Source organism: Variovorax sp. GW821-FHT09A10, from assembly GCF_059418385.1.
The window spans coordinates 332,554-357,554 of sequence record NZ_JBWKPT010000004.1; the positions used below are offsets into that span (position 1 = coordinate 332,554).

At 63.6% G+C, this 25,001-nt stretch carries 23 protein-coding genes; 15 read left to right on the forward strand and 8 right to left on the reverse strand.

All coding sequences use genetic code 11. From position 1 onward, the window contains the following. Positions 1-42 precede the first annotated feature (42 nt). From recA to AC07Q9_RS18250, 3 genes are read left to right on the forward strand one after another with little or no spacing between them, the layout of a single operon-like run. Positions 43-1,152, forward strand: coding sequence for a recombinase RecA (gene recA / locus AC07Q9_RS18240; protein ID WP_062482792.1), 1,110 nt, complete (start codon positions 43-45; stop codon positions 1,150-1,152). 60 nt (positions 1,153-1,212) lie between these two features. Next, entirely contained in the window at positions 1,213-1,686 is a 474-nt protein-coding gene (recX, locus tag AC07Q9_RS18245; protein WP_492743480.1) for a recombination regulator RecX, read from the forward strand. Next, positions 1,655-2,098, forward strand: a complete 444-nt coding sequence (locus tag AC07Q9_RS18250; RefSeq protein WP_095747316.1) for a polyketide cyclase — start codon at positions 1,655-1,657, stop codon at positions 2,096-2,098. Before recX ends, AC07Q9_RS18250 begins: the two co-directional genes overlap by 32 nt. A gap of 11 nt (positions 2,099-2,109) precedes the next feature. Here AC07Q9_RS18250 and yiaA read toward each other — a convergent pair whose 3' ends face one another. Continuing rightward, positions 2,110-2,550, reverse strand: coding sequence for an inner membrane protein YiaA (yiaA, locus tag AC07Q9_RS18255; protein ID WP_095747315.1), 441 nt, complete (start codon positions 2,548-2,550; stop codon positions 2,110-2,112). Positions 2,551-2,664: 114 nt separating this feature from the next. On the opposite strand from yiaA, the gene AC07Q9_RS18260 reads away from it, so the two are divergent. The 3 genes from AC07Q9_RS18260 (at position 2,665) to scpC (ending at position 6,039) form a co-directional block, all read left to right on the forward strand. After that, positions 2,665-3,387 (forward strand): hypothetical protein, encoded by a 723-nt coding sequence (locus AC07Q9_RS18260; RefSeq protein ID WP_495311141.1) that lies wholly within the window; start codon positions 2,665-2,667, stop codon positions 3,385-3,387. A 133-nt stretch (positions 3,388-3,520) separates the two neighbouring features. Beyond that, a complete protein-coding gene (locus tag AC07Q9_RS18265) occupies positions 3,521-4,471 on the forward strand; it encodes a bestrophin family protein (RefSeq protein WP_495311142.1) in 951 nt (316 codons plus the stop codon). Positions 4,472-4,539: 68 nt separating this feature from the next. Beyond that, entirely contained in the window at positions 4,540-6,039 is a 1,500-nt protein-coding gene (scpC, locus tag AC07Q9_RS18270; RefSeq protein WP_495311144.1) for a succinyl-CoA:acetate CoA-transferase ScpC, read from the forward strand. Between the two features lie 62 nt (positions 6,040-6,101). Here the strand turns inward: scpC and argC are convergent, their stop codons facing one another. Continuing rightward, positions 6,102-7,025, reverse strand: a complete 924-nt coding sequence (argC, locus tag AC07Q9_RS18275; protein WP_062475332.1) for an N-acetyl-gamma-glutamyl-phosphate reductase — start codon at positions 7,023-7,025, stop codon at positions 6,102-6,104. A 207-nt stretch (positions 7,026-7,232) separates the two neighbouring features. On the opposite strand from argC, the gene sucC reads away from it, so the two are divergent. The 9 genes from sucC (at position 7,233) to AC07Q9_RS18320 (ending at position 17,303) form a co-directional block, all read left to right on the forward strand. Then, on the forward strand, positions 7,233-8,399 hold the full coding sequence (gene sucC, locus AC07Q9_RS18280) for an ADP-forming succinate--CoA ligase subunit beta (RefSeq protein WP_489060597.1): 1,167 nt from the start codon (positions 7,233-7,235) through the stop codon (positions 8,397-8,399). 10 nt (positions 8,400-8,409) lie between these two features. After that, entirely contained in the window at positions 8,410-9,303 is an 894-nt protein-coding gene (gene sucD / locus AC07Q9_RS18285; protein WP_495302569.1) for a succinate--CoA ligase subunit alpha, read from the forward strand. A 116-nt stretch (positions 9,304-9,419) separates the two neighbouring features. Then, entirely contained in the window at positions 9,420-10,103 is a 684-nt protein-coding gene (locus AC07Q9_RS18290) for a TerC family protein (protein ID WP_489060601.1), read from the forward strand. 28 nt (positions 10,104-10,131) lie between these two features. After that, positions 10,132-10,941 (forward strand): Stp1/IreP family PP2C-type Ser/Thr phosphatase, encoded by an 810-nt coding sequence (locus tag AC07Q9_RS18295; RefSeq protein WP_489060603.1) that lies wholly within the window; start codon positions 10,132-10,134, stop codon positions 10,939-10,941. Between the two features lie 73 nt (positions 10,942-11,014). Continuing rightward, positions 11,015-11,665: an FHA domain-containing protein gene (locus AC07Q9_RS18300; protein ID WP_099794133.1), complete on the forward strand. Its 651-nt coding sequence runs from the start codon at positions 11,015-11,017 to the stop codon at positions 11,663-11,665. A 72-nt stretch (positions 11,666-11,737) separates the two neighbouring features. Continuing rightward, positions 11,738-13,999 carry a CHASE2 domain-containing protein gene (locus AC07Q9_RS18305; protein ID WP_495311145.1) on the forward strand — a complete coding sequence of 754 codons (2,262 nt, stop codon included), beginning with the start codon at positions 11,738-11,740 and terminating at the stop codon, positions 13,997-13,999. 29 nt (positions 14,000-14,028) lie between these two features. After that, positions 14,029-14,832 carry a 3',5'-cyclic-nucleotide phosphodiesterase gene (locus tag AC07Q9_RS18310; protein WP_495311147.1) on the forward strand — a complete coding sequence of 268 codons (804 nt, stop codon included), beginning with the start codon at positions 14,029-14,031 and terminating at the stop codon, positions 14,830-14,832. Between the two features lie 201 nt (positions 14,833-15,033). Next, complete coding sequence (locus AC07Q9_RS18315; protein ID WP_495311149.1) at positions 15,034-15,543, forward strand: pilin; 510 nt, start codon at positions 15,034-15,036, stop codon at positions 15,541-15,543. A gap of 71 nt (positions 15,544-15,614) precedes the next feature. Beyond that, a complete protein-coding gene (locus AC07Q9_RS18320; protein ID WP_495311151.1) occupies positions 15,615-17,303 on the forward strand; it encodes a PglL family O-oligosaccharyltransferase in 1,689 nt (562 codons plus the stop codon). Positions 17,304-17,410: 107 nt separating this feature from the next. On the opposite strand, the gene AC07Q9_RS18325 is transcribed toward AC07Q9_RS18320, so the two are convergent. The 6 genes from AC07Q9_RS18325 to AC07Q9_RS18350 all read right to left on the reverse strand — a co-directional run bounded on the left by AC07Q9_RS18325 (position 17,411) and on the right by AC07Q9_RS18350 (position 24,960). Beyond that, positions 17,411-17,611 (reverse strand): hypothetical protein, encoded by a 201-nt coding sequence (locus AC07Q9_RS18325; protein ID WP_495311153.1) that lies wholly within the window; start codon positions 17,609-17,611, stop codon positions 17,411-17,413. Continuing rightward, the gene (locus AC07Q9_RS18330) at positions 17,608-18,024 is read right to left on the reverse strand and encodes an IS110 family transposase (protein ID WP_495311154.1); all 417 of its coding nucleotides are present in this window, start codon (positions 18,022-18,024) and stop codon (positions 17,608-17,610) included. Before AC07Q9_RS18330 ends, AC07Q9_RS18325 begins: the two co-directional genes overlap by 4 nt. A gap of 396 nt (positions 18,025-18,420) precedes the next feature. Continuing rightward, complete coding sequence (locus tag AC07Q9_RS18335) at positions 18,421-22,680, reverse strand: pilus assembly protein (protein ID WP_495311156.1); 4,260 nt, start codon at positions 22,678-22,680, stop codon at positions 18,421-18,423. Positions 22,681-22,710: 30 nt separating this feature from the next. Next, complete coding sequence (locus tag AC07Q9_RS18340; protein WP_495311158.1) at positions 22,711-23,415, reverse strand: pilus assembly PilX family protein; 705 nt, start codon at positions 23,413-23,415, stop codon at positions 22,711-22,713. After that, on the reverse strand, positions 23,415-24,551 hold the full coding sequence (locus tag AC07Q9_RS18345; RefSeq protein WP_495311159.1) for a PilW family protein: 1,137 nt from the start codon (positions 24,549-24,551) through the stop codon (positions 23,415-23,417). The genes AC07Q9_RS18340 and AC07Q9_RS18345 overlap by 1 nt, the downstream gene beginning before the upstream one ends. 1 nt (position 24,552) lies before the next feature. After that, positions 24,553-24,960 (reverse strand): type IV pilus modification PilV family protein, encoded by a 408-nt coding sequence (locus tag AC07Q9_RS18350; protein ID WP_495311161.1) that lies wholly within the window; start codon positions 24,958-24,960, stop codon positions 24,553-24,555. Positions 24,961-25,001 lie beyond the last annotated feature (41 nt).

The window sequence follows — 25,001 nt, forward strand, 5'->3', positions numbered from 1 at the left end:
TGAACCCCGACACAAACCGTTGATATTCAAGGAGATTTCCACATGGACGCAGTCGTCAAGGGCGCAAGCATCTCGGTCGCCAACAGTGAAAAGGCCAAGGCCCTGCAGGCCGCGCTGGCCCAGATCGAAAAGCAGTTCGGCAAGGGCACGATCATGCGCCTGGGCGAAGGCGAGGCGCTCGAAGACATCCAGGTGGTGTCCACCGGCTCGCTGGGCCTGGACATCGCCCTGGGCGTCGGCGGCCTGCCGCGTGGCCGCGTCGTTGAAATCTACGGCCCGGAATCCTCGGGCAAGACCACGCTCACGCTGCAGGTGATCGCCTCCATGCAGAAGCAGGCCGGCACCTGCGCCTTCGTCGACGCCGAGCACGCGCTCGACGTGCAGTACGCCCAGAAGCTCGGCGTGAACCTGTCCGATCTGCTGATCAGCCAGCCCGACACCGGCGAGCAGGCGCTCGAAATCGTCGACTCGCTGGTGCGCTCGGGCGCCGTCGACCTGATCGTGGTCGACTCGGTCGCCGCGCTTACGCCCAAGGCCGAAATCGAAGGCGAAATGGGCGACTCGCTGCCCGGCCTGCAGGCCCGCCTGATGAGCCAGGCGCTGCGCAAGCTCACGGCCACGATCAAGAAGACCAACTGCATGGTCATCTTCATCAACCAGATCCGCATGAAGATCGGCGTGATGTTCGGCTCGCCCGAAACCACCACCGGCGGCAACGCGCTGAAGTTCTACGCCTCGGTGCGCCTGGACATCCGCCGCATCGGCACCATCAAGAAGGGCGACGAAGCCATCGGCAACGAAACCAAGGTGAAGGTGGTGAAGAACAAGGTGAGCCCGCCGTTCAAGACGGCCGAGTTCGACATCCTGTTCGGCGAAGGCATCAGCCGCGAGGGCGAGATCATCGACATGGGCGTGAACGCCAAGATCATCGACAAGTCGGGCGCCTGGTACGCCTACAACGGCGAGAAGATCGGCCAGGGCCGCGACAACGCCCGCGAGTTCCTGCGCGAGAACCCCGACCTGTCGCGCGAGATCGAGAACAAGGTGCGCGAGTCGCTGGGCATTCCGCTGCTCGCGGCCGATGCCGGCAGCGAACCCGAGAAGGCCGAGAAGCCTGCCAAGGCATCGAAGGCCGACAAGGCGGCGGAGTAAGTTAGACAAGGCGGCCCTTCGCGCAGTGCGTGGGCCGCGTGAGCGACCCAGCACCCCCGAATGGCCTTCAGTGCCCCCTCCCTCAAAGGCCGCGCCCTGCGCCTCCTGAGCCAGCGCGAGCATTCGCGCGCGGAGCTGGAGCGCAAGCTGGCCAAGCACGAGGAAGAGCCCGGCACGCTGGCGAAAGCGCTCGACGAGCTGGCCGCCAAGGACTTCATCAGCGAGCCGCGCGTTGTGGCCTCGGTGCTGCACCAGCGCGCGGCCCGTTCGGGCGCGCTGCGCGTGAAGCAGGAGCTGCAGGCCAAGGGCATCGCGCCCGAAGCCATCGCGCAGGCGGTGGCCGGCTTGCAGGAGACCGAAGTCGAGCGCGCCACGGCCCTGTGGCGCCGCCGCTTCGACGCGCCGCCCGCCGATGCGAAGGAGCGCGCGAAACAGATGCGATTCCTGATGGCGCGCGGTTTCTCGGGCGCTGTCGTGTCCAAGGTGCTCAGGAGCGACTTCGATGACACAAGCGACGACCCCAACGGCGAATGAAGGCGACGCGGCCCTGTCCCGCGTCATCACGCAGCGCGTGCACTGCGAATGGCGCGACGCCTATGCGCTCGCGTCCGACCCGAAGCGGCTGCCCGACTGGGCCAGCGGCCTCGCGAAGAGCGCGCTGGTGCCGCACGGCGACCACTGGATCGTGCGCACGCCCGAAAGCGGCGAGGCCCGCATGCGCTTTGCGCCGCCCAACGACCTGGGCGTGCTCGACCACTGGGTGGCGCCCGAAGGCGTGCCTGAGGTCTACCTGCCGTTTCGCGTGATCGGCGTGGCGCCCGGCGTGTGCGAGCTGCAGTTCACGCTGCTGCGTCAGCCGCACATGGACGATGCGGCCTTTGCGCGCGATGCCGGATGGATCGCGCGCGACCTGCAGGCCCTGCGCCGCCTGCTCGAGGCGGGCTGAGCCGGCCTGGCTTACTCGGTGGCCGTGACGTCGTCGGCCAGCGGGTTCTCGGCCTTGTACGCGGCGATGTCGCGCACGTTCTTCTGCACCGCCACCGCGCCGAACAGGCTCAGCAGGAAGGCCATGGCGTAGAAGCCCTTCTCGCTCGCAGCCAGCGAGGCGTTGAACAGGCCCACGGCCAGCAGGCCCACCGACAGCAGCAGCGAGACCCAGCACAGGCCGAAGTAGATGCCGGTGACCGAGATGCCCTCGAGCCGATCGCGCACCGTCTTTTGCAGCGACACGGCCGAGAACAGGCCGTACATGAGGATGGTGAAGTAGTAGCCCTTCTCGTTGAGCTGCATCGCGGCATTCCACAGCCCGAGCAGGTACACGATGGCGCCGATGATCAGCGCGGCCCAGGAGGCGGCGACGAATGCAGCGGTCGGTTTCTGAAATCTGACGGTTCCCATGGCGATCCTCCTCGTTGTTGTGTGGCGCGATTATGGTGCGGGAAGGCGGTGGCATGATCGCCAGCGACCGGCCTCCCAGGAGGCGGCTTTCCAAAAAAACCGGAGGACCCGTTCATGTCGTCACAACCCGCCCAACCGCAGTCTCTCGTTCGCACCGGCGCCAAGGCCGGCTTCGCCTTCGCCGGCTCGGCCATCAAGGGCGCGCTGATCGGCCTGTTCCTCGGCGGTGGCGTGTTCTTCTACTACCTGAGCCAGCTGCAAGGCTCGGGCAACCCCGCGGCGCGGGCCGGTGGCGCGGGCGCCATCCTGGCGCTGATCATGTCGCCGCCGCTGCTGGTGGCCGTGCTGCTGTCGTTGTTCATTGGTGTGTACTTCCTGCTCGGCGTGCAACGGGGCCGCGCCCGCGCGATGCAGCACCTGGTCGCGGCGCGCGGCGAGGCCGTGTCGCAGCGGCTGGGCGACGCCATCGCGGGCCGCATCGAAGCCATGCCGCGCACCCACGGCGGCCTGCAGCGCGTGGCCGACTGGCTCTCGCCCGACGCCCTGTGCCAGCAACTCGCGCCGGTGCTCGGCGAAGGCCGGGCTGTGCGCGCGGTGGTCGGCTTCGTGCTGGGCCGCCTGCCCCTGAGCGACATGCTGGCCGAGTGGCAGCAGGAGCGTGCCGCGCACGGTGCGACGACGCCTGCGACGGGCGAAGACCCTGCCCTGCGCGCCCTGCTCACGCGCCGCATCCACGAGGTGCTGCAGGAGATGGCGACGCCCTCGCGCAAGCTCTTCTACATCGCGCTGGCTGCGCAGGCCGTCCTCCTAGGCATAGGGCTGTGGCTCGTGCGCTGAGCCCGACCGTCTTCGTTGGTCTTGAGGCGTGCAGCAGCTGCGGCGCTGACGCCTCGGCGACAATCAGCGCCCGCGCGGGCCTTGCGGTGTGCGCGGCCTCCATGCCTCCCTGTCTGCCCCACTCCCCGCTTTCATGATCGTCCGGAAACGCCCGTCCGGGCTCAAGCTGTTTCTGTCCTGGCGGGGCTCCGTCCTGCCGCGCATCGCCGCGGCGCTGACGCTCAACGTGATCGTGGCCATCGTTGTCACGGTGCTGCACGGGCGCTTCGGCTCCATCAAGATCCCGCTGGGCACCGTGCCCTTCGCGCTGCTCGGCTTGCCGCTGGCGATCTTCCTGGGCTTTCGCAACACCGCGGCCTACGACCGCTTCTGGGAGGCGCGCAAGCTCTGGGGCGAGGTGATCCTGCGTTCGCGCAACCTGGCGCGCCAGTGCCAGAGCCTCATCGACGGCGATGCGCCGGTCAACGCCGGCGCCGACACCGTCCGCCGCCTGGACGACCTGCGCGTGCGCATGACCCTGCGCGCCGCAGCCTTCGCCCATGCGCTGCGCCACCAGCTGCGCGGCACCGATGCCGCCGCCGACACCCGGCCCTTCCTGCGCGAAGCGGAATGGCAGGGCCTGACGCAGGTCGCCAACCGGCCGCACGCGCTGCTGATGCACATGGGCGCCGACCTGCGCGAAGCGCTGCGCGCGCGGCGCATCGACCCGGCGCTGGCGGCGGGCGTCGATGGCACGCTGTCGGCGCTGAGTGCGGCGGCTGCGTCGTGCGAGCGCATCCTCAGCACGCCCATTCCTTTTTCGTACACGCTGCTGTTGCACCGCACGGCGTACCTGTATTGCTACCTGCTGCCCTTCGGGCTGGCGGACTCGGTCGGGTTCATGACGCCGGTGGTGGTACTGATCGTGGCCTACACCTTCTTCGGCCTCGACGCGCTCGGCGACGAGATCGAGGAGCCCTTCGGCACCGAGTCGAACGACCTGCCGCTCGAGGCCCTGTGCCGCACGCTCGAGATCGACCTGTGCCAGTCGGTGGGCGCCCCGGCGCCGGCGCCGCTGGTGCCGGTCGACTACTTCCTGCGCTGACACCCGCCGCGCGCGCGGTGCCGGCTTTTCTTTTTCCTGCCTGACGAAAGAAAGACGTTTTGTCCCCCATGCCGCACGAAGACCGCATCCGCCTGCCCGCCCTGCGCAGCAGGATCACCACCGCCGAAGCCGCCGCCGAATGGATTCGCGACGGCATGGTGGTCGGCATGAGCGGGTTCACGCGCGCCGGCGACGCCAAGGCCGTGCCGCTGGCGCTCGCGGCCCGCGCGCGCCGCGCGCCGATGAAGATCACGCTCATGACGGGCGCCTCGCTCGGCGGCGACGTGGACCGCCAGCTCACCGAGGCCGGCGCCATCAGCCGGCGCATGCCGTTCCAGGTCGACACCGTGCTGCGCCAGGCGATCAACCGCGGTGAGGTGATGTTCATCGACCACCACCTGTCGGAAACGGTCGAGATGCTGCGCACGCGGCAGATTCCGCCGATCGACATCGCGATCATCGAGGCCGTGGCCATCACCGAGACCGGCGCGCTGGTGCCGAGCACCTCGATCGGCAACAGCGCGAGCTTCGCGATCCTGGCCGACAAGGTGATCGTCGAGATCAACACCTCGCAGTCGACCGCGCTCGAAGGCCTGCACGACATCTTCATTCCCAAGCACCGCCCGCAGCGCGAGCCGATGCCGCTGGTGGCGCCGCACGACCGCATCGGCACCAGCGCCATCGAGATCCCGCCCGAGAAGATCCTGGGCATCGTCATCACCGACAAGGCCGACAGCACCTCCACCGTGCTGCCGGCGGACGCCGAGACCGCGGCCATCGCGGCGCACCTGGTGGCCTTCTTCGAGCGCGAGGTGGCGCAGGGCCGGCTCACCGAGCGGCTGCTGCCGCTGCAGGCGGGCATCGGCACGGTCGCCAACGCAGTGATGTCGGGGCTGGGCGCGGGGCCGTTCGAGCACCTCACGATGTACTCGGAGGTGCTGCAGGACTCGACCTTCGACCTGTTCGACGCCGGCAAGCTGGACTTCGCCTCGGGCTCGTCGATCACGCTGTCGCCCGCGAAGGCGCGGCAGGTGTTCGGCGACTTGGCGCGCTACAAGGACCGGCTGGTGCTGCGACCGCAGGAGGTGAGCAACCACCCGGAGATCATCCGGCGCCTGGGCATCATCGCGCTGAACACGGCGCTGGAGGCCGACATCTACGGCAACGTCAACTCGACCCACGTGCTGGGCACGCACATGATGAACGGCATCGGCGGCTCGGGCGACTTCGCGCGCAACGCCTACCTGTCGATCTTCGCGACCAAGTCGGTCGCCAAGCAGGGCGCGGTGTCGAGCATCGTGCCGATGGTGTCGCACGTGGACCATGCGCCGCAGGACGTCGACATCCTGGTCACCGAGGTGGGCCTGGCCGACCTGCGCGGGCTGGCACCGCGCGAACGGGCGGCGGCGATCATCGCGAACTGCGCGGCCGAGCCGTACCGCGCGATGCTGCAGGATTACCACGCGCGCGCCGTGGCGACCTGCGGCGGCCACACGCCGCACCGGCTCGAAGAAGCGTTTTCGTGGCACGTGCGCTACCGCGACACGGGCACGATGCGGGCCGACTGAAAGCAGAAAGGCCGGTCCTTGCGGGCCGGCCTTTCCTTCTTGTCAGCGCTTGAAGCGGGGGCTCAGAGCGCCAGCATCAGCTTGAGGTTCTGCACCGCGGCGCCGCTGGCGCCCTTGCCCAGGTTGTCCAGGCGCGCGATCACCACGGCGTGGCGGTGGTCCTCGTTCGGGAACACGCGGATCTCGAGCTGGTTGGTGTCGTTGAGCGCCAGCGCGTCGAGCTTGCCGTCGTCGGTCGGCGGCAGCACCTTCACGAACTGCTCAGGCGTGTTGCTCTTGGCATAGTGCGCGGCCAGGGCGTCCTGCAGGTCGCCGGCCTTGGGCTTGCCGGGCAGCAGGTCGAGGTGCAGCGGCAACTGCACCAGCATGCCCTGCTTGAAGTTGCCCACCGACGGAATGAAGACCGGGCGGCGCGTGAGGCCGGTGTAGGTCATGATTTCGGGGATGTGCTTGTGCTTCAGGCCCAGCGCGTAGGTCTCGAACAGCGGCGCCTTGCCGCCCTCGTAGTCCTCGATCATGGTCCGGCCGCCGCCCGAATAGCCGCTCACAGAAGGCAGCGACACCGGGAAATCGGCTGGCAGCAGGCCCGCATCGACCAGCGGGCGCACCATGGCGATCGCGCCGGTGGCGTAGCAGCCGGGGTTGCCGACGCGGTCGGCCTGGGCCACGGCCTGCCAGTGGCCTTCGACGAGTTCGGGGAAGCCGAAGACCCAGCCCGGCGCGATGCGGTGGGCGGTCGAGGCGTCGATGATCTTGGGCTTTTTGCCCGGGAGCTGGTCGATCAGCGCGACCGACTCGCGCGCCGCGTCGTCGTGCAGACACAGCACCACGAGGTCGACGCCGGCCATCAGCTCGCGCTTGGCGGCCACGTCCTTGCGCAGCTCGGGCGCGATGCTCACGAGCTCGATCTGCGGCATCGTTTGCAGCCGCTCGCGAATTTGCAGGCCGGTGGTGCCGGCTTCGCCGTCGATGAAAACCTTGGCCATATCGGAGTATGCGTAGGGTGGCTAGAAGAAAGTACGTATTGACCGCAACCGCGCATCAAGTATTGGTGCGGCGCACCATGATACAGTCCGCGGTTGTTCGCCGCCCCCAGCCGTCAGGCTGCCGTCGCCCGCGAACAACAGAGCAGAAACAACAGTCTCACTCCCGATCTCCCGTTCTCAACCTCCTCCTTCCGAGAGACATCCCTCATGAAGATTCACGAGTACCAAGGCAAGGAAATCCTTGCCAAGTTCGGCGTGCCGGTGCCGCGCGGCATTCCGGCCTATACGGTTCAGGAGGCGGTCGAGGCCGCCCAGAAGCTTGGAGGCCCGGTCTGGGTCGTCAAGGCCCAGATTCACGCGGGTGGCCGCGGCAAGGGCGGCGGCGTCAAGGTCGCCAAGTCGATCGAAGACGTCAAGAAGCTGGCTGGCGAGATCCTCGGCATGCAGCTCAAGACCCATCAGACCGGCCCTGAAGGCCAGAAGGTGCGTCGCCTCTACATCGAAGACGGCGCCGACATCAACAAGGAATACTACATTTCGGCCGTGACCGACCGCGCGACGCAGAAGATCGCGTTCATCGCTTCGAGCGAAGGCGGCATGGACATCGAGGAAGTGGCCCATTCCACCCCCGAGAAGATCATCACGGTCTACGCCGATCCGAAGGACGGCCTGACCGACGCGCAAGCCAAGGAAATCGCCGACGGCATCGGCATGCCGGCCGATTCGACCGCCCAGACGGTCGACATCCTGAAGAAGCTCTACACCTGCTACATGGAGACGGACGCCTCGCTGGTCGAGATCAACCCGCTCAACCGTGACAGCAAGGGCAACGTCATGGCGCTGGACGCCAAGTTCAACTTCGACAGCAACGCGCTGTTCCGCCACCCCGAAATCGTGGCCCTGCGCGACCTGGACGAAGAAGATGCGGCCGAAGTCGAAGCCTCGAAGTTCGACCTCGCCTACATCTCGCTGGACGGCAACATCGGCTGCCTGGTGAACGGCGCCGGCCTGGCCATGGCCACCATGGACACCATCAAGCTGTTCGGCGGCGAGCCGGCCAACTTCCTGGACGTGGGCGGCGGTGCCACCCCCGAGAAGGTCACGGAAGCCTTCAAGATCATGCTGAAGAACAAGAACGTGGAAGCCATCCTCGTGAACATCTTCGGCGGCATCATGAAGTGCGACACCATCGCCACCGGCGTGATCGCAGCCTGCAAGGCCGTGAACCTGCAAGTGCCGCTGGTCGTGCGCATGAAGGGCACCAACGAAGTCGAAGGCAAGAAGCTGCTGGCCGAGTCGGGCCTGCCGATCATCAGCGCCGACACCATGGCGGACGCGGCCCAGAAGGTCGTGGCAGCAGTCAAGAAGGCCTAAGGAACAAGTCATGTCGATCTACATCAACAAAGACACCAAAGTCATCACGCAAGGCATCACCGGCAAGACCGGTCAGTTCCACACCGAGAAGTGCCAGGAATACGCGAACGGCAAGAACGCCTTCGTGGCCGGCGTGAACCCGAAGAAGGCCGGCGAGTCGATCTTCAACATCCCGATCTTCGGTTCGGTGAAGGAAGCCGCCACGCAGACCGGCGCCACCGTGTCGGTGATCTACGTGCCGCCGGCAGGCGCCGCGGCCGCCATCTGGGAAGCTGTCGAAGCTGACCTGGACATGGCGATCTGCATCACCGAAGGCATCCCGGTTCGCGACATGCTCGAAGTGCGCAACAAGATGAAGGCCAAGGAAGCGGCCGGCGGCAAGAAGACCCTGCTGCTGGGCCCGAACTGCCCTGGCCTGATCACGCCCGACGAAATCAAGATCGGCATCATGCCCGGCCACATCCACCGCAAGGGCCGCATCGGCGTGGTCTCGCGCTCGGGCACGCTGACGTACGAAGCCGTGGCTCAACTGACGGAAATCGGCCTGGGCCAATCGTCGGCAGTCGGCATCGGCGGCGACCCGATCAACGGCCTGAAGCACATCGACGTGATGCAAGCCTTCAACGACGATCCCGAAACCGACGCCGTCATCATGATCGGTGAAATCGGCGGCCCGGACGAAGCCGACGCAGCCCGCTGGTGCAAGGACAACATGAAGAAGCCGGTCGTCGGTTTCATCGCCGGTGTCACCGCCCCTCCCGGCAAGCGCATGGGCCACGCCGGCGCGCTGATCTCGGGCGGTGCCGACACGGCCGAAGCCAAGCTCGCCATCATGGAAGAGTGCGGCTTCACCGTGACGCGCAACTTCTCGGAGCTCGCCAAGCTGCTCAAGGGCAAGCTGTAAAAAGCACCAGGACCGCTGGCGGCGCTCCCGCCGCTCGCAATACCACGCAGAAATAAGAAAGCGCCCGCATTGAGTTGCGGGCGCTTTTTTCAATACAACACAGTGGGATCAGAGACATGGAACTTCTTCAAAGCACAGACTTCTGGATCGGTCTGATCAAGATCGTCTGGATCAACATCATCCTGTCGGGCGACAACGCCGTCGTGATCGCCATGGCGGCGCGATCGCTGCCGCCTGCGCAACAGAAAAAAGCCGTGCTGTTCGGCTCGGGCGCGGCCGTGGTGCTGCGCATCGTGCTGACGGTGGTGGCGGCCAAGCTGCTCGCGCTGCCTTACCTGCAGATCATCGGCGGAGCCTTGCTGCTGTGGATCGGCCTGCAGCTCCTGAGCGAGGACGACGAGGGCGAAGGCGAGTCCAAGGAATACGGCAGCATGTTCGTGGCCGTGCGGACCATCCTCTTGGCCGACCTGGTGATGAGCCTGGACAACGTGATCGCCGTGGCGGCCGCGGCGCAAGGCAGCATGGTGCTGCTGGTGTTGGGTCTGGCCATCAGCATCCCCTTGGTGATTTTCGGCAGCACGCTCATGATCAAGCTCATGGAACGTTTCCCGATCATCGTCATGCTGGGCGCCGCGCTGATCGGCTGGGTCGGCGGCGAGACCATCGTGAGCGATGTGTCGCTGCACGACATGCTGGCAGCCAACCCCTGGATGCACTATGCGGGCGCCATCGCCGGCGTGGTGATCGTCGTGGGTCTGGGCCGCCTCCTGCAACGGCGCGCACGCGCTGCTGCGCACTGATCTTCTAAAAAGCGAGCGCTGACAAACGATGGCAGGTGTTGGCGTTTCCCTTTTCTCCAGTCGACCGGCGCTGAGCTGGGAGTTTGCGGCGCTGACCGATGTCGGGCGCCTGCGCGCCCACAACGAAGACGCGGTGCATGTCGACCCGGCCCTCGGCCTGGCGCTGCTGGCCGACGGCATGGGCGGCTACAAGGGCGGCGAGGTGGCCAGTGCCATGGCCATTTCGCTGATGCACGCGAGCTTCGGCCGGTGGTTCGCCCAGGCCGGCATGCAGGCACCCGCCCGCGTGGTCCGGCGTGCATTGCAGGCGGCCACCGACGAGGCCAACGGCGCCATCCTCCAGGCCGGCATCACTCACGAAGAACTGCGGGGCATGGGCACGACCCTGGTGCTGGCGGCGTTTCGCCCGCAGCGCGTGGTGGTCGGGCACATCGGCGATTCGCGCTGCTACCGCCTGCGCAACAACAAGCTGGAGCAGCTCACGCGCGACCATTCGCTGCGCCAGCAGCAGCTCGACGCCGGGGCCATCACCCCCGAAGAGGCCCTGAATTCCCCCACCCGCAACCTCGTGACGCGGGCCGTGGGCGTGGAGGCCCAGGTCTTGCTGGAGATGCACGAGCACAGCGCCAGGCCGGGCGATCTCTACATGCTGTGCTCCGACGGGCTCAGCGAGATGGTGTCGGATGCGCAGCTTTTCACGCTTTTGACTCGCGATCTCGGGCTCAAGGAGATGGCTTCACTTTTGGTTGCAATTTCAAACGACAATGGCGGACGGGATAACATTTCAGTTGTTCTGGCCAAGGCGGGCGTCAGCGAAGCGACCCGCGGGGCCATGTAGCAGCCAACCCAGGCGGCGGACCGTTTGCGCCGCCTGACGGTGCTGGATCTTTGCAAACGGGGAGTAATCGGCCATGCCGAAGATGATCATTTCGGTCGATGGCGTCGTCATCGGTCAAGTGGCGCTCGCCAAGAATCGCACGACGTTGGGCCGGCGCGCCTACAACGACATCGTGATCGACAATCTCGCCGTCAGCGGCGAGCATGCCGTGCTGCACATGAGCGGCGGCGAAGTCGAAATTGAAGATCTCAACAGCACCAACGGCACCTACGTCAATGCGCTGGCCATCCAGAAGCAGGCGCTCCAGGACAACGACGTCATCGAGGTCGGCGGCTGCCGCATCCATTTCCGCTCGCACAGCAACCTCATGGTCGGCCCCGGCTCCGTGCGGGCCTCGCTCTCCGAGTATTCCGCTCCGATGCCGCTCTCGTCGGCGCCCACCGAATCGGGCGCGCTGGTCGAGCTGGGCGTGCCCATGCTGCGCGTGCTCTCGGGCGCCAACGAAGGCCAGGACGTCCCGCTGCAGAAAGTGGTCACCACCATCGGCAAGCCCGGCGTGGCCGTGGCCGTCGTCACGCGCCGCCGGCAAGGCTACGTGGCTGCCACTGTCGTGGGCAGCGTCACGCTCAACGGCGTGCAACTGGGCGCCGAAGCCGTCGCGCTGCAGGAAGGCGACGTGCTCGAACTCGGCGGTGCCACGCGCATGCAGTTCGTTCGGATCTGAGCCGCGCCCGGCGCCCCGCTCCGCCCTCCGTTTTCTCGCCGACAGGCATCCGTTGTCCAAGGCTGACTGGCCATGAGCGCATTGCGGCGGCACTGGCCGCGCATCGCCATCACGCTGCTGCCGGTGGTGCTGGCGTTGCTCCATGCCACCGGTGTCTGGCGGCTGGGCGTGATCGAGCACCTGGACCACCTGATCTACGACGCCCGCCTGCGCGCCACCATGCCGGGCACGCCCGACACGCGGGTCGTGATCGTCGATGTCGACGATGCCAGCCTGGCGCGCGAGGGCCAGTGGCCCTGGCCGCGCGACAAGATCGCCAGCCTCACGACGGAACTGCTCGCCCGCCAGCACGCGGCCGTGCTCGGTTTCGACGTGATGTTTCTCGAGCCCGACCGCAGTTCCGGCCTCGGGCGCCTGAAGGAAATTGCGGCCGGCCCGCTGCGTGATGTGCCGGGCCTTTCCGCCGAAATCGACCAGCTCGCGCCGACTCTCGACCATGACGCGACCCTGGCCCAGGCCCTGCGCGGCCAGCCCGTGGCGCTGGGTTACTACTTCACGCGCACCGAGCAACCCAGCGCCAAGGGACTGCTGCCGGCGACGCCGGTGCTGCCGCCCGACGCCTTTCCGCCTCAGGCTTCCTTCGTCACGCTCTGGAACGGGTTCGGCGCCAGCCTGCCGGTGCTGGGGCGCGCGGCGCCAGTCGCGGGGTTTTTGAACACCCTGGTCGGTGACGGCGACGACGACGGCGTGATCCGCAGCGTGCCGCTCATCGCCCGCTACGAAGGCGAGCACGCGGCGCCCGGGCACTACGAATCGTTGGCACTGGCGGTGTACCGCATCGCGAACGGCTCGCCGCCGGTGCGGCCGGCGCTCGTGGCTGGCGACGGCAACTTTCCGCGCCTGCAGGCGCTGGTGCTCGGGTCGTTGCGCATCCCGGTTGACCAGACCGCCAGCCTGCAGGTGCCGTTCCGTGGGCCTGGTGGTCCGCGTGCAGGGTCGTTCCGCTACGTGGCCGCTGCCGATGTGCTCGAAGGCCGTCTGGCACCGGGTGAATTGAAGGACAAGATCGTCCTGCTCGGCGCCACCGCCCCCGGCCTGCAGGACCTGCGCGCCACCCCGGTCGGTGCTGCGTTCCCGGGCGTCGAGGTGCACGCCAACATCGTCTCGGGCTTGCTCGACCGGCGCCTGCTGGCCGTGCCCGACTATGCGCCGGGCTACGAAGTGCTGACCGTGCTGGCGGCGGGACTCGTGCTCGCCTTCGGGTTGTCGCTGCTGTCGGCATCGCGCGCCGTGCTGCTCGGCGCGGGCGTGGTCGCCGCGCTGGTCGGCCTCAACACCTGGCTCTACATCGGCCACAGCCTCGTGCTTCCGCTGGCGTCGGCGCTCGTCATGGTGGCGCTGGCCTTTGCGCTCAACATGAGCTGGGGCTACTTCGTCGAATCGCGCGCGCGGCGCGGGCTGGTGCGGCTCTTCGGCACCTACGTGCCGCCGCAACTGGTCGACGAAATGCTCGTGCGCCCCGGCCGCTACAGCATGCGCGCCGAGAGCAAGGAAATGACCGTGATGTTCTGCGACATGCGCGACTTCACCCGGTTGTCCGAGCAGATGGCGCCGGCCGAGCTGCAGGCCTTCCTGAACACCGTCTTCAGCCGGCTCACCGAGGTGATCAGCGCGCACCGCGGCACCGTCGACAAATACATGGGCGACTGCGTCATGGCCTTCTGGGGCGCGCCGATCGACACGCCCGGCCACGCCGCACTCGCCGTGCAGGCGGCGATCGACATGGCGGCCGCCGTGCACGACATCAACCGCCAGCACCGCGCCAACGGCCGTCCCGAGATCAGCGCCGGCATCGGCCTCAACAGCGGCCTCATGAGCGTCGGCGACATGGGCTCGACCGCGCGCCGCAGCTATACCGTGGTCGGCGACGCGGTCAATCTCGCGTCCCGGCTCGAGGGCCTGAGCGGACACTACGGGGTCGAGATCGTGGCCAGCGGCGCCACCCGCGAGGCGGCGCCCGGGTTCGTCTGGCAGGAGCTCGACAGCGTGCGCGTCAAGGGCAAGGCCCAGGCCGTCGCCATCTACACCCCGCTTTCGGCGCAGGTCGGCGCTGAAGCGCAGGACACCACACGGCAGCAGCTCGACCGCTGGACCCAGGTGCTCGCCGCCTACCGCCGCCAGGATTGGGCGCTGGGCCGAAACTTGCTGGCTCCCCTGCTCGCCGCGGATGCCAAAAAAGTCCTTTACCAGCTCTATGCCCAGCGTTTAGCCTCGATGGCGCTACGCCCGCAGGACCCGGACTGGGACGGCGCCACCCGGTTCGACACCAAATGACGACAGACGCAACCAAGGGGTCTTCCACAATGCAGGTACGCGTGCTGGGTTGCTCGGGCGCCATCGCCAAGGACTGCCGCACCACCTCGTTCCTGGTCGATGCGGACCTGCTCGTGGACGCCGGCACGGGCGTCGGCGATCTCACCCTCGACGAGATGGCCGCCATCGACGACGTGGTGCTCACCCACTCGCACCTCGACCACATCGCCGCCCTGCCCCTGATGCTCGACGCTGTCGGCAGCCGCCGCACCCGGCCGCTGCGCGTGCATGCCCTGAAAGCCACCATCGACGCGCTGCGCGCGCATGTGTTCAACAACGTCATCTGGCCGAATTTCGAACGCATTCCCAGCCCCGAATCGCCGTTCGTGAGCTTTCACGAGATCGCGGTCGGGCAGTGCCTCGAGCTGGGCACCGACGCCCCCAAGCTCATCGAGGTGCTGCCGGCCGTCCACACCGTGCCGGCCTGCGGCTTCGCCATCCGTCGGGCCGAAGGCGGCGCCCACTGGGTCTTCAGCGGCGACACCGAACGCAACCCGCCGTTCTGGGAGCGCGTCAACGCGATCGACGTGGCGATGCTGGTCATCGAGACGGCCTTCAGCTCCCGCGAGGAGGCTTTGGCCGAACGCAGCCTGCACCTGTCGCCGGTGGCGCTGGCGCACGAACTGGCGCACATCGACCCGGGCAAGCAATACCCGATCTACATCACCCACACCAAGCCGGCAGAGACCGAAGAAATCATGAGCCAGATTGAGATGCTGGCGGGGCGGGAAGTGGCGGGGTTGGCGCAGCGGGACATCCGCTGGCTCAAGGCGAACGGGGTGCTGACCTTCTGACCGGAGCCGGCCGGGTATGACAAATTTGTCGACACAATTGGCATCTGAGTGCGAGTTGTGTCACATCATGTAACCATCTTGTGACCAAAGACGGCCTGATCGGGGGCTGCAGGGTGGGGAAGCCGGGTGGCACGGATGCTGCGGAAGTTACTCCGCTCCGGGCTGGTTCCCGGGCTCTACAAACCAACCTGGAGTTAATGAATGAACCGTCGTTCTATCGCACGCAATGTGCAAAAGGGTTTCACCCTGATCGAATTGATGATCGTTGTGGCGATCATCGGTATCTTGGCTGCTGTGGCTCTGCCGGCGTATCAGGACTACACGGTCCGTGCCAAGGTTTCTGAAATTGTGCTGGCAGCTTCATCTTGCCGGACCACCGTTACAGAAGCTGTTCAGTCGACTTCTGCGACGACCCTGACCTCCGCAATGTTCCCTTGCGACGGCGGCGCCGCTTCGGGCGTGACGGTGTCGAAGTATGTCAAGAGCATCGCAGTCGATGCCAATGGCAAGGTCACCGTGACGTCACAAGGTATCTCACAACTGACGGCTGGATCTCAAGATGCGTTGACACTTGTTCCTTTGACGGACGCTACGACTGCCCTCGCTGCCGCCAGCGGCGCGGGTAAGACAATCTTCGCTTGGAGGTGCGGTAAGGACACGGATGGCACAAGCATTCCTCCGAAATACCTGCCCGGTTCGTGCCGCGGTTAATTGGTTGAAAATCAAAAAGCGCTCCCTCGGGAGCGTTTTTTTTTGGAAATTTAATGAAAATGAGAGAGCGGATGATGCTGTTTTTGGGGGCTATGCTGATTTCTAGCATACTTGTCCCGGATCACTTCATGCCTTGGCCTGCTTTTAGGAATGAATTTTTAATTGGAATTGGATTTTTTCCGTTGGGGTGCTATGTGATTTGGAGGCGGACAGCTGTTCCGAAAATCGCAATCCTCATTTTCTTTCTCTCAATTACTCCATTGCTGCAGATGGCGGTTGGGAAGATTTTATTTTTTGGTGACGGGTGGGTTTCGTGGTTGTACATTTCTGCGGCATTTGTTTCGTTGACTTCTGCGGCAATTTTTTTGCGTGATAGTAAATTGAAAAACCCAATACAAGAAATTCAGCCGGTGATTTTTGCATTAGTCGTCGCTGGCATTCTTTCGGTTGGAGTTTCATTGATTCAATGGCTTGATTTGAATTTTCTTTCCGAATTTGTCGCCAATTCACAAATTAAGGGAAGGTACGGCGCTAATTTGGCGCAGTCAAATCAGCTTGCGACAGTTCTTTTGCTGGGTGTGGCTTGCACTTTGTTCTTGTTTGAAAATAAGGTGCTGAATGCATATTCGGCAACATTGCTGGGCGCGTTTTTGGTTTTTGGCCTTGCGATGACACAATCTCGAATGACTGTTCTCGCATTATTTTTTTTGTGGGCCTTGTACTGGGGATTTCGACAACGAATTCATTTTCGCACATCTGGAAAATCAATTCTATTTTTGAGTGGAATTTTTTGTTTGACTATGTTCACGTGGCCTTTGCTCAATGAGGTGCTTTTATTGAAGGCGCCGCCTTCGTTGATTGACCGGGTGAATAAAGACAGTCGCTTCGATCTTTGGCGAAGCATGATGGATGCTGTCAGCCAATCCCCGTGGCTCGGCTATGGCTGGGGGCAAGTTCCGCTGGCGCAGCAAACCACGGCATTGAAGTATCCTGCGACTTACGTATTTTTTGACTCAGCCCACAATGTTGGGATGGATGTTGCTGTTTCGGCTGGGCTGCCTGTAGCGGTGATATTTTCTATTTGGCTAATATTCTGGTTTAGGCAGCAAATTAAAAGCTGCCGGGATCCTTTGTCATGGAGTGTTCTGCTCGCGGTGGGGTTTGTTTTTTGTCATGCCATGGTTGAATATCCGCTAGCCTATGCTTATGTTTTGCTGCCGACTTGTTTTTTCGTGGGGGCGTTAAGTCGATTTGAAGTGATTGAGTTGAAGGGGAATAGAAAAATTCAATTTCTATTTCGAAGAGGGCTTGCTGGGATTGGTGCATTTACGTTGGCGGGATTTATTGTGATTTCAAATGAATATATTCGATTTGAAAATGACTGGCGCCGCACTCGAATGGAAATTTCCGGGATTTTTCATCCGGAAGAAGGTTGGGAGGCTTACAAGCCAACTTTTTTAACTCATTTGCGAGATTATTCGGAGTTCGCCAGAACCGTGCCTGAGCGGGGCATGACCGAAAAGAAAGTTCTCTGGATGGGTGAGGTTGCGAAGCGATTTGGTCAGCCGTCGGTGCTGACACGGTATGCGATTGCGGCAGCATTGAATGGAGCGCCAGAGTCAGCAGCACATTCGTTGGCTTTGATATGCAAAACCCAAGCGCCTCGTGTTTGCGACCAAGTTTTAGAAGATTGGCGGAGAATTTCTTCTGATTCGGCTTATCCAGAGCTGAAATTGGTTGCGCTTCCTGTATTGGGTTGAAAATATTAGGAATGCGGGATGCGCAGTCTGTGACTCCTTTGCTCGAACCTTGGTAGTGTTGCTGCGGCAGCTATCTGGTGCTTGTTCGAGAATGAGCCTGTTTGTTGCTACGTCGCCAGCAACGCCGAAGTCTGCGCACCGATGCCGATGATCGTGTGTAATCTCTGGCATCCGCTACGCAGTCGTGCATTGCTGACGATCAGTTCCAGCCCCTTCTCGTCTATCGCGTCCAGCAACGCATTGAAGGCTTGGTACACGCCACTGGAATCGATGCCTCGAGCATCTACGCCACCCACGATCTGGTTCAAGGCCGAGCGTTGCGTCGCCAGCTGTGCCCGACGGACTGGCAGGTCCTGCAGCCGCTGGCTGGCTGCCGGGGGTGCAGACGTTCATGATGCTCGATCAGATAGCGGGCAATGACCCCGGCATCCACACCATCGGTCTTGGCCCTGGTGCCCAGGGCCCGGGCGTAGAAGTACACGTCGCGTGCATTGAGCACGTACACCTTCAGGCCGGCTTGGATTGCCAGATGGGCTGACAACCCGTGATACCGCCCTATTGACTCCATCGCGATGAGGGCGCCGGGCGGCACCTCTGCCAGCCAGCTGGCAATGCTAGGCGCAGTGTTGCTCACGCTGCGAGGTCGATGCTCAGGCCCCAGTGAAACGAGCAGTTCGGCCTTGAAAACATCCACCCTGATGAACAGGGTGGGTTCTTGCATGGCACAGCACCTGCAGTTGGACAATTTGCCAAGCTGCTGTGCAGCCACCGACCACGTTTGTTTGCGTCCAGACCGGCGGTCGTCCCTTCCAAAAATGGAACTCCGCTCAGTTCCGAATCGACGTTGGAAGATGAGACGGGAGAAATCTCAAAACAACTGTCGCTCCGCTGCTGCGACCGAGTGCGAAACGAGTCTCAGCACCTCAGCCATACAAGCTGTACGGGACATGACGGAAGCTGGGACCTCGATGCCGGCCCTAACTCCCGGGCAGCAAGTGGCATCTCTTTATGCGTGGCTGCCCCCAGATGGTTCTCCGGTGTGACTGGGAGAAGATGGTTTGGCTTCGCGGTCATGTTCCTTCTCCGTTTCGGGAAACACCTAGTTGAGACGCTACATCTAGTTCACCAGCTCTCGCCATGAAGTCCGATGTGCAGAGCCCCCTCCCGACGAGGGCGGGACCGGGGGAACTTCTGACCCTAGATCTCCATTGCTCCGCTGATAGATGATGCGGATGTTCCCGTTGCTGTCTTTCACCCAGCTCATTCCCACGATCAGCGAGTTGTCGCTCCACAGGGTCCCTGAGGGGTTGGTAGTCACCACGCCGCCATTGGCCGCGTTGAGGTAATAGCGCCACGATGAACCTCCCGAAGCACAGGCGTCACCATTGGGAATGGCGGTCGCAATCGCAAGAGTGTTCAGCTGCAAGCCCAGGTTGGTCGCAATGCGTTCGCGACCATGCGGCAAGTCGATCCACCACCCTGCCTTCGATGAGAAGTTGACCGCATTGTTGGAAACTGATGCGGTCCGCGCCTCGGCTTCTGTTCCGGCTAGCGTAAAGGTTTGCCGCACGAAATTCGTCGTATCGGCGCGAACGTCGCCCCACCCGTTGTTGGTCAGCGGGTCCTTCACTGCATAAATGCTCTGCTGCGTGGAGTTCGTGATGTCGTTCTGGCCCAGATAGCGGCCGGTTCCTACGATGACTACCGGCTTTCCTGCAATCTCCACGGTTTCCGGTTTCGTTGTGATCGGCTGCGGTGTCGTGCCGACCTGGAAGGTCGCGAGCTTGAGGGCTGCATGCTTCGGCTCGATCAGGCCGTCAATGTCGAAACGCCAAAGGTTGCCCAGCATGTCGCCGCCGTAGAAGCGCTTACTTGTGTTGTTCGCTGCGTCGTCGATCCATGCGTTGATCTTGGCCAGCCCACTGGGCGTAGTAGAGCTGCCGGCGGTGGTCAGAATGTCATGTAGCTTCTCGCCGGTGTTGGCATTCAACACGAACAAGTGGCCCTTGCCGTCCCCCGAGGTGTTGTTGTACCCGGAGGCGAACACGACCACCCAGGTGCCGTCCGCCTTCTTGGTGATGACCGGGTTGCCATAGCTGTAGCCCAGGTTGTCGTCGGTGAACTCCCACAGCATTGAGGGACTGGTGGGGTCCGTGATGTCCAGTGCGTAGTAGCTCTTGCCGCCAAGGTTGAGTCCACCCACGAGGATGGTCTTCCATGTGGTACCGACTTTGATGTCAGCCATCACCGGCGCACCGTCCACGAAATACTGGTGGTTGGCGCCATAGGCGGAGTCCGCCAGCTTGTACAGATTGGGCATCACCGCGGTGGGGACGAAAGCCCAGAGTTCGGTGCCGCCGTCTGCGGTGTCGGACGAGAAGGCGTGCAGCATGCCGTCATTGGCCGCGACGTAGACGACATTCTTGCGTGTTGCCTTCGCGGCAATGAAGTCCGCGTAGCCCGTGTCCGCATAGCGGAATGGTGGCTTGCCGACATGCACTGGAGCACCGTTCACGATGTCGCCCAGCACATGTTCCCGCTTGCGATAGAGCGCCGCAACGGAGGCATTGACACTCTGCGATTCGTGCGTCCGAACGCCGCGTAGATAGTTGACGAGGTTGGCGCCAGAATTCGCCGTGGCCTTGTCATTCACGGACAGCCGCGAGCACTGGGTCGCCGTCAAGCTGGTCGAGCACATTCGATTGTCGAAATATGCCTGCAGCGTGGAGCCCAGATTGCTGTAGGTAAAGCCTTGCAGGGTGCCACTGCTGTTGAAATAGATATTGCGGTTTGCGGGCGTCGCGGCATCCAACAGCGCTTGCGCGGACCAGGCGCGTGCGCCGATGGTGGCGTCCGCGCCGTTGAGCGCATAGGCTTGCAGGTCACCGGTCCAGGCCTGGGTCGTGTAGCTGGCCCGGAAGACCTGGTTGTTGTTCCCGGCCACGAGTTCCAGCGAACTGGTCGAGGCTGCGGCACCGGCACCGGCCACCTGTTGGACCGTCGAGACGACACCGTTGATGGCCTCGGCCAGTGAGCCGGCATTCAGCGCCGAGTAATACTGACCGCGTCCATTGACTGCGGCATGCCACAGATCGTCTACGTTGCGGGCGTCGCCGCCGCTGCCCGAGGTGGATTCGGTGTTGCCTGGCGATGGCCAGTTCAGCGGACCACGGACGATGTCGGCATAGGAGCCAGCCGTTTGTGTCAGGTAGTCCTTGTCATACGCCAGCGTGCCGCTCACACCGAGACCGATGGTGAACGTGTTCATGTGCTGCCAGGTGGCAAGGTCGGTGGCAGTCGTGCGAACGATGTTCGCGCACACGTCCTGAGAACCGTTGCTGGACGAGGTGGACGTGCAGTTGCTGCCGTTGCGCAGGTCCGTCTTGTAGTAGTACTGGGCGACGTCGGCGAGCGTGTTGGCGGTGCCACCCGTGGACGACCGGGTGTCCGCAGGATCGCTGGCGGTGAACTGATCCTGGCGCGGGGTATTGATCGTGCTGCTGGGCGTGCCGCTCGAGAGAGGGCTCCAGCCACTCAAAGCACCGCCGCCGCTTGGGTCGTAGGCGATGTTGTTCAATGTGCCTCTTGTCCCCGAGCAGGTCGAGGTGTCGATCGGGCCATTGTCGAACCAGCCGGTGCTGGAGGTGGTCGGGTTGGAACGTAGAGTGTCTCTGCTGGTGGTGATGTTTGCGACGCCCGAATAGGTCCAGCCTGAATAAGCAATCGGACTGGTCACCGGCTGTCCTGCAACGCCACCCGTTATCACAGTCGTGACAGTGTAGGTGGCGGTGCCGCGTTGCGGTGTCACGGACGTTTGGGTCTCGGTTTGCTGCGTGTAGGTCTGCGGCTTTTTGGTGATCAGATACTGTTTGTTCGAGCAGTCTCCACCGCCCGTCGATCGGGCCACGGTGACCGCCTTGCGCGACCAGTCCAGCGTTCGCGTCTGGCGCAGCGTTTCCGTTGCCGTTGCGGGCGCTGTGTAGGTAACGACCCTTGTCACCACGCCGACCGAGTTGTCCACCATGGGGCGGACTTCGTCACCGTCCTGCTGCCCCATCTCAGTGCCATCCAACTGGACGCCCTTGCCGCCATTCCAATAGCCATCGGTCGATAGCAGCGCGTAGTTGCGCTGGCAGGAGTACTGCATCGGGTCGTATTGGCCGTCGAACTTCTTGCCAAAGTAGCGTCCCGCCTTGGAGAGGGCGACACGCAACGGCGTGCTGCCGCTGGGCTGGGAGCCGTACAGGCTGCTGTAGAAGTTGTCCTTCTGGGTTTGAGTGAAGTCCTTGACGTCGCGGAAGTAGCCGGTGCCCGAACCCCCGTCGCTGGCCCCATCCACCACGCCCACGTCGCTGATGGTCGAGAAGCCGACGCGGTAGTTTTCGTTCAGCGGCGAAATGGCCCGTCCCATGGCTGTACGCATCAAAAGATAGCGCTTGCGATAGTACGAATACCAGTTGGCGTAGTTGGTCTTGACTTCCGTCGTCGATGCATTCGTCACCGTGTGCTTTTCGAAGACGTTACTTCCCGGAGTGGCGCCAATGTTGCTCGTGCATTCCTGGTAGAAGGTCGTGGAGGTGTCGACGGTGCCGTTGCTGTTGTAGGTCCAGTTGACGGCGGCCTGGGTGCCGGGAGCTTTATAGGTGTAGTAGGTGGGTGTGAGTGTCACCGTCCAGTCGGTGTAGGAGCCACTGCCCGTGATATCGCTCACGAGAACTTCGAGATACCAAGTCCTTCTTCCTCCCCCGGCGTTGACGCTGCTCCAGTCGGTGATCACGCCGCTCATGCTGGCTGCGGAAGTCGTCCCGCTGGCAATCGTGACGCTATCGCCCACGGCGAAGGTGGAACTGCTGTAAGTCCCGGTCGTCATCGTGAAGGTTTTCGTTCCCGTGCCGGTGCTGATCGAAGACGTCGTGATCGGCGTCGCCTTGGCAAGATCAATGGTCGAGTCCTTGGTGTAGCCGTCAGGCCAGGCCGCATTGAAAGATGAGGCTGCGTACTCCGTTTTTGCCGAGTTGAGCGGCGGTGCATAGGTCAAGGAGGGGTCGTAGGCGATGCCGTTGCATTGGGCCGTCCGATAGCCATACCACTCGGCGTAAGGTTGGTCGGCATTGCCCGACGAGACGCCGAGCTTGTCCGGCATGTAGCTCCAGTTCATCGACCCTGAGTTGTCGAGCAGGAAAAGCAGGTTCGGTTTTGCCTGTACGTTGCCACGCGTAGCCAGCGGCTCGTTGGCGAGGTCGGTGGTGTTCGATGTCTGTGACGAGGTGCTGAGCGCGAAGCCCAGAACGCCAAGCGGGATCAGGGCGCACAGCGCCGCGAGGCGCCAATGCGCGCCACGGCCGGTGTTCGACGAGCGGAGAAATTGAGGCGTCATGAGCAGGCTTTCTTGGGCATTCCGTCGCACTCAGAAGTGCACGATGGTCTCGGCAAAACTGGCGGTGTTGCGGGCGCCCGTCACGCGTACCACAACGCGGTAATAAGGCCCAGCGGCATTGGAAAAGCGGGCGTAGTCCGAATAGTTCAGTTCGCCGCGCTTCGTCGCCGACGTGCCCGCGGCATTCATGGGCTTGGCGCAATGGATCGTGTTGTCGGTCCCATAGTCGCCCGGCTTGTTGCACAGCCTGAAGATGACGTAGCGCGCGCTGTTGCCATTGATCGTGCCGGCGCTCGCGGTCTTGATGGTGCAGTCTGCGTAGGTGCCCGAGGTCGCCGAGCGGCACGTATCGTTGTCCCAGTCCACGAGGCGTCGACTGGCGGCAGCCAGTTGGCCGCCTGTCACGTCGACCTGGCCGGCGGCGGTGGTTCCGTCGTCGGCAAACTCTTTGGTGTTGGCGTAGTAGCCGTTGGCGGCCAGGCTGGTGTTGAGGCTGGCAGCGTTCGTCGACAGCCAGTCGATGGCGGTCCGTGCCGCCTGGTCGGTTGCGACAGTGGCGTCCTGCTTGAAGCCGATGTTGCCCAGCAGCGTAGTGCTCGTGTCTACCGAGCGCACCAGCGCGAGCGTGGCCAGCAGCATGGCGACCAGCGTGAGCAGCGCGAAGAGCAGCGAGGCGCCGCGTTGTGGACGGGCGGCGGAGGCGCGCGTGCGCCAGGAGGTCGAAGAAGGCTTCATCATGAGTTCCAGATGACGTTGCGCAGCGGCACGATCGTGTCGTAGACCTTGTAGCGGTAGTGCGCCCATTCGGTTACGTGATTGATCTTGAGTGGGAGGCACTTGCTCGCGCCGTTGCAAGTGGTCGGCGTGAGACCGACGAAGGTCGAGGTGGTGCCGATATCCCATGGAATCGTGTCGCCGGTGACCGCGTCTTTCTCGTATTGGTTGCTGCGAGCGACCACTGCAATCCGAATGGTCAGCACCTGCATCCAGCCGGCGCTCGTCGTTGGAAGGACCGTGTCGTAGGCATCGACGATGCCGTCACCGTTCGTGTCTTTGCCGTAGAACGCTTGCAAGTTGACGATTTGCGGATAGAGGATCGAAGACGTGACTGCCGTGCTGGTCGGTGTGAAGTCGTCCGTCTTCAAGCTCAGTTGATCGATGGAATAGGTGCGCAGCACCATCGAACCCATGTTCAGCAGGTAGCTGCCAGCCTCATAGCCGCCCGTTGGAAAGACGGCACTCTGGTTCCACTTGGTCAACGGCCCCGCGCCCGCGACGTGCGGCACGTTGGTGCTGCTCAATGTCGTGGTCGCAGCGCTGGTGTCGTTGGTCACACTGAAGAGGGTACAGCCGGCACTGGCCGATTGCGTTTTCGGCACTGCGATCATCAGATTGCCGACGCTGGCGTTGAGCGACGAGCTGACGGTGAAATGGTCATCGGTCTGCGCATGGTTGCCCATCAACAGCATCGGGGTGGAGAAGTTGGGGGTGTTGGATTGAAGAATGGTGATGGTGTCGGGTGCACCGCCGCTACCCCCGTCGGTGATCACCACCGGCGCAAGCGTGAAGGTCGTGGAGGTGCCGGAGGCATCGAACTGGCGCGTCACCGGGCAACCCAGTGCGTCGGGGCTGGCTGCCGCGCCATACCCGGCTTGCTGGATGTCCCGCTGGAGCGCGAAGATCGACAGTGAGCCGTTGATCTGCGCATCGCCGCCCATCGTGATGGCGCGCCGCTTGCCTTCGGCGAGCGCGAGCACCTGCGTGATAACGAGCACCGTGAGCATGCCGAGTACCAGGCCGACCATGAGCTCGATCAGCGTGAAGCCGCGCTGGGAAGGTGCAGCGAAAGGACGTGAAGAGGTCGATTTCATCTCAGTTCGCCGACTTGGAAATCGTGGTGCTCGTGACGTACTGGCGCGTATCGCCGTTGGGCATGGTCCAGCCGACCGTGATCTGGACATCGCCCGTGCCGGAGGCCACGGTCACCGCGCCCGTGCCTCGGGGCAGGGTTTGACTCACCTTGTCCTGCCATTCCTTGCAGCGTGTCTGCGACGCGCAGCCGGAGCCGCTGTAGGACGCCATGTTCGTGAGGTCGCCCCACATGCGGCCGATGAGTTCGGTGGCCAGGTAGGCGGCATCGGCGCGGGATTTCGAATCGGTCTGCGCCCGTGTCATCGTGGCTTGCAGGCCCACCAGTCCGAGCACGCCGAGCATGAAGATCAGCAGCGCGATGAGCACTTCAATCAGGGCAATGCCGCGTATACGTCTCACAGGTGGCATGGCTCCACGTGAAGCGCAAGACGGGGGGAGGAGGTGCGAAG

Bases quoted from the DNA above. Each gene is read 5' to 3' on its own strand.
- recA (WP_062482792.1), top strand. From the start codon at position 43: ATGGACGCAGTCGTCAAGGGCGCAAGCATCTCGGTCGCCAACAGTGAA.
- recX (WP_492743480.1), top strand. From the start codon at position 1,213: ATGGCCTTCAGTGCCCCCTCCCTCAAAGGCCGCGCCCTGCGCCTCCTG.
- AC07Q9_RS18250 (WP_095747316.1), top strand. From the start codon at position 1,655: ATGACACAAGCGACGACCCCAACGGCGAATGAAGGCGACGCGGCCCTG.
- yiaA (WP_095747315.1), bottom strand. From the start codon at position 2,550: ATGGGAACCGTCAGATTTCAGAAACCGACCGCTGCATTCGTCGCCGCC.
- AC07Q9_RS18260 (WP_495311141.1), top strand. From the start codon at position 2,665: ATGTCGTCACAACCCGCCCAACCGCAGTCTCTCGTTCGCACCGGCGCC.
- AC07Q9_RS18265 (WP_495311142.1), top strand. From the start codon at position 3,521: ATGATCGTCCGGAAACGCCCGTCCGGGCTCAAGCTGTTTCTGTCCTGG.
- scpC (WP_495311144.1), top strand. From the start codon at position 4,540: ATGCCGCACGAAGACCGCATCCGCCTGCCCGCCCTGCGCAGCAGGATC.
- argC (WP_062475332.1), bottom strand. From the start codon at position 7,025: ATGGCCAAGGTTTTCATCGACGGCGAAGCCGGCACCACCGGCCTGCAA.
- sucC (WP_489060597.1), top strand. From the start codon at position 7,233: ATGAAGATTCACGAGTACCAAGGCAAGGAAATCCTTGCCAAGTTCGGC.
- sucD (WP_495302569.1), top strand. From the start codon at position 8,410: ATGTCGATCTACATCAACAAAGACACCAAAGTCATCACGCAAGGCATC.
- AC07Q9_RS18290 (WP_489060601.1), top strand. From the start codon at position 9,420: ATGGAACTTCTTCAAAGCACAGACTTCTGGATCGGTCTGATCAAGATC.
- AC07Q9_RS18295 (WP_489060603.1), top strand. From the start codon at position 10,132: ATGGCAGGTGTTGGCGTTTCCCTTTTCTCCAGTCGACCGGCGCTGAGC.
- AC07Q9_RS18300 (WP_099794133.1), top strand. From the start codon at position 11,015: ATGCCGAAGATGATCATTTCGGTCGATGGCGTCGTCATCGGTCAAGTG.
- AC07Q9_RS18305 (WP_495311145.1), top strand. From the start codon at position 11,738: ATGAGCGCATTGCGGCGGCACTGGCCGCGCATCGCCATCACGCTGCTG.
- AC07Q9_RS18310 (WP_495311147.1), top strand. From the start codon at position 14,029: ATGCAGGTACGCGTGCTGGGTTGCTCGGGCGCCATCGCCAAGGACTGC.
- AC07Q9_RS18315 (WP_495311149.1), top strand. From the start codon at position 15,034: ATGAACCGTCGTTCTATCGCACGCAATGTGCAAAAGGGTTTCACCCTG.
- AC07Q9_RS18320 (WP_495311151.1), top strand. From the start codon at position 15,615: ATGATGCTGTTTTTGGGGGCTATGCTGATTTCTAGCATACTTGTCCCG.
- AC07Q9_RS18330 (WP_495311154.1), bottom strand. From the start codon at position 18,024: ATGCAAGAACCCACCCTGTTCATCAGGGTGGATGTTTTCAAGGCCGAA.
- AC07Q9_RS18335 (WP_495311156.1), bottom strand. From the start codon at position 22,680: ATGACGCCTCAATTTCTCCGCTCGTCGAACACCGGCCGTGGCGCGCAT.
- AC07Q9_RS18340 (WP_495311158.1), bottom strand. From the start codon at position 23,415: ATGAAGCCTTCTTCGACCTCCTGGCGCACGCGCGCCTCCGCCGCCCGT.
- AC07Q9_RS18345 (WP_495311159.1), bottom strand. From the start codon at position 24,551: ATGAAATCGACCTCTTCACGTCCTTTCGCTGCACCTTCCCAGCGCGGC.
- AC07Q9_RS18350 (WP_495311161.1), bottom strand. From the start codon at position 24,960: ATGCCACCTGTGAGACGTATACGCGGCATTGCCCTGATTGAAGTGCTC.